Below are 2,020 nucleotides of genomic sequence, written 5' to 3'. Positions count from 1 at the left end.
TCACTCTCCAGCTCCTCTAAACCACTCAACACGCATATAAACGAGACATCGTGCTATCAAGCACATTCTGTCGTCAAAAACCATCATAGAAAACAATAAGAAATCTCTTTTGAAGTCTTTAAGATAACCACGCAAAACTCTTTTTATGGCATTCTCATCAAGGAACTTTTTTCCAAAAGCAAATGATCTGAGTGACCTTATCAGAAGAGTTTTGTCAGTCTTGTCAGTTCATTCTAGCTCCTATATTATTTTTTTTAAATGAGAGAAAATTAAAAACATTATATTTCAATATGTTAGTATTTTAATGATACAACCTATATCGACAATACAACCTTAAATACAATCCATAATATATATTTGTCAGTTTGTGTCAGAAAATTAAACTGACAAAATAGACTATTTTAGTGACTCATAAAACCTATCAAAATACTCATTATGATATCTTAAAAGCACATATCAAATTTGTCTTTTTTCCATAAAATAAACAGAAAATTTCACTACTTTGCTGATCTGATCTCTCTCATGGGCTGCGGATAAACAGCATTTAAAAACTCTTTTGAAAAAATTATCGGCTTTTTTAGCATTTTTCTGCCTTTTTTCTCAATTCATTCAAAATGGATTTAATAAGCTTCGTTTTAATTCTTTTGAAGAGACTTAAACCCCTTATACGAAAACGGAGCTCTATTGTAACAGGGCGTGAACTCAGTCATTTGCACGTGAATTATGAAGATGTAAAACCTTATCCCGTAACCTTTAAAAAAGGTAATCCAAAAGTTACAGAGATCTCTAATCCAGAAAAATTCTATTACNAATCCAAAAGTTACAGAGATCTCTAATCCAGAAAAATTCTATTACGTGACTGAAATGAAATTCGCAAAAGCAGGTAAAGAGAAAGATAAAACCACTGTTATTTATAATAACAATATCACAATAACAGATATACCTCTTGAAGCTTATGCGTATATCGTCAATGGTAAACCCGCTCTTGAATGGGTTATGGGGCGTCAATGCGTAAAGACTGATAAAAAGAGTGGCATTGTGAATGATGCCAATCACTATGCTGTTGAAACCGTTGGCAACCCTGCCTACCCTCTAGAGTTATTTCAGAGGGTTATTACCGTAAGTTTAGAAACAATGAAAATTGTTAAGAACTTACCAAAATTAGAAATTAGAGAAACTGAATAGACTTGGCTTGCTAAACTCACAAAGGGGTATAGAATCTTATAACCATAATCTATACCTCTCTTGTTATGTTGATTAGATACAATCTTTAAAAGGAGTGTTTATATACATTATTCTAAAAAGAAGAAACTTACACTTTTAAATACTCTACTTTGAATTGCTTTAAGACTTTTAAGAAATCCCATCTTAAAGTGAATACGCTTCTTTTATATTGCCTTTAAAAGATTAAACCGTAATCTAAAATGAGTGCTTTATTGTTATCAGAAGCTTTATTTAAAGAGGGTTATGTATATTCATTTTCTTATATTACTTATAGGTTTTGAATGTTTCTACCCCCCCCAAAAAACCTTACAAAACATAGAGCATTAGTTGAATTTATAGGTTGTACTATTGATATAGGTTGTTTTTTGAAAAATTGATAAAAAATAACATATTGAAATATAATGACTTTTATTTTTTATTGAAAAATATGTAAAGGGGGGCGTAAAAAGCACCTCCAAAACTAACAACCATAAGGATCTTGATAGCATTTATTATGATTATAATCCCTTTCTTTTGAAAGGCTTTAAAAGATCACATACTCTCATAAGACATGTTTTAATCATTCACTAAAATAATCTATTTTGTCAGTTCAATTTACTGACATATAACTGACAAATATATATTATGAATTGAATTTATGGGTTGTATTTTAATAAAGGTTGCATCATTAAAATTATAACCTATTGAAATATATTCATTTTAATTTTCTCTCATTAAAAAATAATATAGGCTCTAAAAAGAACTGACAACACTGACACGGTCTATTAAAAGGGATTTTTCTAATCTTTATAATGAT

At 29.7% G+C, this 2,020-nt stretch carries 1 pseudogene; it reads left to right on the top strand.

Annotation, left to right across the window (positions count from 1 at the left end):
- Nucleotides 1–683 precede the first annotated feature (683 nt).
- Nucleotides 684–1,185: pseudogene (locus tag ACFIJW_RS10250) on the top strand (type ISP restriction/modification enzyme); the annotation flags it as partial.
- Nucleotides 1,186–2,020 lie beyond the last annotated feature (835 nt).

Origin of the sequence: Bartonella sp. MM97QHHN (assembly GCF_042194285.1) — a bacterium.
Classification (GTDB): domain Bacteria; phylum Pseudomonadota; class Alphaproteobacteria; order Rhizobiales; family Rhizobiaceae; genus Bartonella.
Note: the sequence above shows the minus strand (reverse complement) of the source record. Positions and strands in the feature narration are given on the sequence as shown.